Raw genomic sequence first — 4,268 nt, forward strand, 5'->3', positions numbered from 1 at the left:
TTCACTTTCCTACTAAAACTTTACACTAACAGTTAGTTGATCATCGGGTACCGCTCATTGCTGCAGGATCACTTGATTCGTTTGAAAAGATGGAAAAGGCTTTAGACAATGGCTTGGATTTAGTGGCAGTTGGTCATGTTTTAGTTGCTAATCCTGATTTATTCAGCAAAACACAACTTCCACTGTCTTTATCTGCGCATGAACTTAAAACAATTAATTTACCGCAAACGATGTTTGAAAGTCTTAAACGACTTAAACTTTTAGGAGTTTTTAACTTTGAATTCACAGACTAGGAGGAATTCATAATGACCAGAGTTTTGATATTAGGGGCTAACGGTGCCATTGCCCGATTGGTGAGAGAAGGTTTAAAAACGCAAACGGATATTCAATTAACATTGTTCTTACGGAATGCCAAACGAATTACTGATATTGATCCAGTAAAAGAAAAAGTAATCGATGGGGATGTGTTGGATCAAGCAACTTTAGATGCGGCAATAGTTGGTCAAGATATCATTTATGTAAATCTAGGTGGTAAGGCAGATCAAGCTGCAGCTAATATTGTGACCAGTATGAAGCATAATGTTAAACGTCTTATATTTATTACTTCAATTGGTATTTATGATGAAGTACCAGGTGAATTTGGAGAATGGAATAACCGAATGATTGGAAAATCATTGGAACCATATCGAAAATCAGCTGCTATCATTGAAAAATCAGCTTTATACTATACGATTTTACGGCCAGCTTGGTTAACAGATAAAATGAAATTGATTACGAAACAACGCAAAAAGGGGAACCGTTTAAAGGGACTGAGGTTTCTCGCAAAAGTGTTGCTGCTTATGTGGTTAGTTTGATTAATGAATCTTCAATTGATAATTACGCGAGTGTCGGGTTAGATAAACCAGGAACGGATGGAGACAAGCCAATTTCTACTAAACAAGAATTGGAAAAATGTTTTTTCTGATTCCTCATTCATGAATGGATCCCCAGTATTGGACCAAGATATAATGCCAGGGGGTTTCTTATGTAGTTTTCAAAATAATTCAAAATGAGCGGTAGAATGAATTCAAGAAAGTCAATATAAGAATTTAAATTTTTCTGAAGTCGCTTTTTGCCAACACACGGTATTTTTGGTATACTTATTTAGTACTTTCTGGAGAGTTGGCAGAGTGGTAATGCACCGGACTCGAAATCCGGCGAACCGGCTTATACCGGCGCGCAGGTTCAATTCCTGTACTCTCCTTATTAGTAAGATAAGATATAGAAGCTTTTTAAAAGTTAGGAATGCTGATTTAACGGCATTCCTGATTTTTTTATTAGGTGAAGCACTTTGAAAAAACATGTCAACAAAATTATTATCAGAGTAATTGAAATACTGTAGTAGAAAATGGTGATCAAATGGCCAATATAATTTTTGGACTTTAAAAAGACTAATTTATGTTCAAAAAATGATAATATGAGAGATTTGAAAAATACCACTTTTCAGTTTTTTGATGACATGTGTCACCTTAATCTTGGCTGAAAATTTAGGTGCAAAATAAATATTGGAGGAGCTAAATATAAATGAAATCTAAATTGAACATTTTCTTTAATGCACCTCTTTACAATGTAGTTATTGCTATTTTGGCATTAATTTCAATTGTCTTTTCAATTTTAGATTTTGGTAATGTAATTAGCTTATTGAAGCTTCCATACATTTTCATAGATAATGGAATCATCCTGATATTCGCTTTTGATTATTTTGGACGATTTTGGATTTCTAAAAATAAAGGTAATTTTTTTGTTCATAACATTTTTGATCTATTATCAATCATTCCATTTAATTCAGTGGCATCGTTCTTGCGAGTTGCAAGATTAGTACGAATTGCGAGGTTACTAAAAATAATCAGGTTTACCCGAGTAATAGGGGTTACTGGTAAATTTTCCAAAAACGTAAAAAGATTCTTAGAAACCAATGGATTTATTTATATGGTATATGCCAGTGTTACTATTTTATTCATTGCTTCAACACTATATTCATTAGCAGAAAATGTTAGTTTACCTAATTCCATTTGGTGGGCAATCACCACTACCACAACAGTGGGATATGGTGATATCAGTCCTAAAACTTTTGTAGGTAAATTAGCGGCCGTATTATTGATGTTTGTTGGAATTGGATTAATCGGTATGCTAACTAGTACAATCACAAATTTTTTTATTCATGATAAAAATAATGATGAGGATAAAATAAATGTAGTTTATCAACAAAATAAAGAATTAATGAAAGAGGTTAAAGAACTAAAGGAAGAAATAAAAAAAATAAACAAATAAAAGCGTATTACCAGTCTACCAAAGTAAAAGATGTTCTTAATCAAAAAAATTCGAAATTTTTTGATTATTTGAAGAATTATTCATGTTGTTTAACCACTAAAAAGAAATGAGTAAACTTTAGTGAGCTTGTTTAAAAACTTAAAATAAATCATACTCCATAAATATTGAGGCAATTTCATAATACTGGTATCTACGCTAATGAATTGGTTATACTTAAACGTATATGAATAATAGATGAATGGGAGAAAGTTATGGCAAAAAAAGTACTAATTACTGGAGCTAACAGGGGAATCGGTTTTGAAACGGCTCGTCAATTAGGAGCAAAAGGTTGGCAAATTTTATTAGGAGCTCGTAATAAAGAACGAGGAAACACTGCCGTTCAAAAACTGAAAGGCTTCGGAGTTTCAGCAGAATGGATTAAAATTGACTTGAATGATGTGGAAACAATTCAAGCAGCCGCAGAGTACGTTAAATCAAATCATTCGGATTTGAAAGCTCTCATAAATAATGCCGGTGTTTCAGGTGATATGGAAAAAGCACCTTTATCTGTAACTCTGGATGAACTTCGAGAAGTAACAGATGTTAACTTTTTAGGAAATTTCGCCATGATTAAAGCATTTACCCCTATTTTAGCAGCCAATCGAGGACGAATTATGAATTTAACAATTCCTCTGACAATCAATAAATATTTCCATCCATTTGCATATATGACAAGTAAGGCTCCTCTAAATGTCATGATTAAAGCTTTTGGCTATGAGTTTAAAAAAGAAAATATTCCAGTCGAAATTTTTGGTATTTTACCAGGAGGGGTGACTACTGATTTGAATAACCATGAAAAGGGGATATTTATGAGACCTGTTTCTGAAGGCGGCAAAGTGGTTGCGGATACCCTGCTTGACGGAAAGAATCATCAAGGAAAAATTGTGACCAAATTTGGATTGTGGCAAATTCTAAAACGGGCGCTAGGAAAGCGATCGTAATCCATGGGTTACAGCTAATCTGAGTATAATTGATATAGCAATCACTGTTTGAAATTTTTAATTGCGTAGAAATGAGGTTACCGATGAGGGCCTTTTTTTTGATTAAATGAAAATTAGTATGAAAACATTGTATCTTCTCAGAAACTAAAATGTTTGATAAACTGATAATTATGGTTTTTAAACAGTTTAGAAAAGGGATGCTCTAAATGGATGAGCTTATTATTGGAATCTTTGCTTTTGTAGGTGGTATTTCGCGCTATGGTCTCGATCACTTGATCCCATTTGGTGATTATTTTCCTGTGGCAACATTGGTAATCAATGTTTTGGGGAGTTTCTTATTAGCCTTAGTTACTACAGCTTGGAGTTTGAATGAACGGATTTCGGCGAGATTAACCCTAGGGATTGGAACCGGATTAATTGGCGCCTTTACAACCTTTTCATCTTTTTCGTTAGAAATTTTTGATTTATTAGTTAATCACCATTACTTATTAGGAATTGCGTACGCAACTTTGAGTTTGGTTAGTGGGGTTGTTGGTGCAGGGCTAGGTGTCTTCCTTGGAGAAAAACTTAAACCGACGGGGGAAGAACTTAAATGATAACAGTTGGATTGGTTGGAGTTGGCGCAAGTTTTGGTGCAATTTTACGTTATGAACTTACTAAATTTATTAAAAAATGGGTACCATCTTATTTTCCTTTTGGAACTTTGATAATTAATATTTTGGCATGCCTTTTACTCGGTGCATTTGCAGCAATTACGTTGGAAAATGGTGGTTTATATGTTTTGGCAGGGATTGGATTTTGTGGAGGACTTTCCACATTTTCGACGATGAGTTTTGAAACAATGATTTTGATTCAAGAACGACGGTATCGAATTGCAGTAGTGTATGACTTGATTTCTTTGATTGTCGGAGTTGCTGCCATTAGTCTCGGTGCTTTTATTTTTTAATGGGTTAGTGTAAGGTTTTCCTAGATGGTCAA

General features: G+C 33.9%; 5 protein-coding genes, 1 tRNA gene and 1 pseudogene. All 7 read left to right on the forward strand.

The features are described from left to right. The first annotated feature begins 89 nt into the window (after positions 1–89). On the forward strand, positions 90–293 hold the full coding sequence (locus tag IV84_RS09735) for a hypothetical protein (protein WP_046871220.1): 204 nt from the start codon (positions 90–92) through the stop codon (positions 291–293). A 12-nt stretch (positions 294–305) separates the two neighbouring features. After that, positions 306–964: pseudogene (locus IV84_RS09740) on the forward strand (NAD(P)H-binding protein). A gap of 191 nt (positions 965–1,155) precedes the next feature. Next, positions 1,156–1,243 (forward strand) — tRNA-Ser (locus tag IV84_RS09745). 320 nt (positions 1,244–1,563) lie between these two features. After that, a complete protein-coding gene (locus IV84_RS09750) occupies positions 1,564–2,310 on the forward strand; it encodes a potassium channel family protein (RefSeq protein WP_046871219.1) in 747 nt (248 codons plus the stop codon). A gap of 251 nt (positions 2,311–2,561) precedes the next feature. Next, a complete protein-coding gene (locus IV84_RS09755) occupies positions 2,562–3,290 on the forward strand; it encodes an SDR family NAD(P)-dependent oxidoreductase (RefSeq protein ID WP_046871218.1) in 729 nt (242 codons plus the stop codon). Between the two features lie 206 nt (positions 3,291–3,496). Next, complete coding sequence (locus IV84_RS09760; RefSeq protein WP_046871217.1) at positions 3,497–3,886, forward strand: fluoride efflux transporter FluC; 390 nt, start codon at positions 3,497–3,499, stop codon at positions 3,884–3,886. Next, a complete protein-coding gene (gene crcB / locus IV84_RS09765; RefSeq protein WP_046871216.1) occupies positions 3,883–4,236 on the forward strand; it encodes a fluoride efflux transporter CrcB in 354 nt (117 codons plus the stop codon). Before IV84_RS09760 ends, crcB begins: the two co-directional genes overlap by 4 nt. The last annotated feature ends 32 nt before the right edge of the window (positions 4,237–4,268 follow it).

It is taken from the genome of Pediococcus damnosus (assembly GCF_001437255.1).
GTDB classification, from domain to species: domain Bacteria; phylum Bacillota; class Bacilli; order Lactobacillales; family Lactobacillaceae; genus Pediococcus; species Pediococcus damnosus.

What these genes read in the sequence shown, in the direction of transcription:
- IV84_RS09750 (WP_046871219.1), top strand. Translation starts at nt 1,564, where the DNA reads ATGAAATCTAAATTGAACATTTTCTTTAATGCACCTCTTTACAATGTA.
- IV84_RS09755 (WP_046871218.1), top strand. Translation starts at nt 2,562, where the DNA reads ATGGCAAAAAAAGTACTAATTACTGGAGCTAACAGGGGAATCGGTTTT.
- IV84_RS09735 (WP_046871220.1), top strand. Translation starts at nt 90, where the DNA reads ATGGAAAAGGCTTTAGACAATGGCTTGGATTTAGTGGCAGTTGGTCAT.
- crcB (WP_046871216.1), top strand. Translation starts at nt 3,883, where the DNA reads ATGATAACAGTTGGATTGGTTGGAGTTGGCGCAAGTTTTGGTGCAATT.
- IV84_RS09760 (WP_046871217.1), top strand. Translation starts at nt 3,497, where the DNA reads ATGGATGAGCTTATTATTGGAATCTTTGCTTTTGTAGGTGGTATTTCG.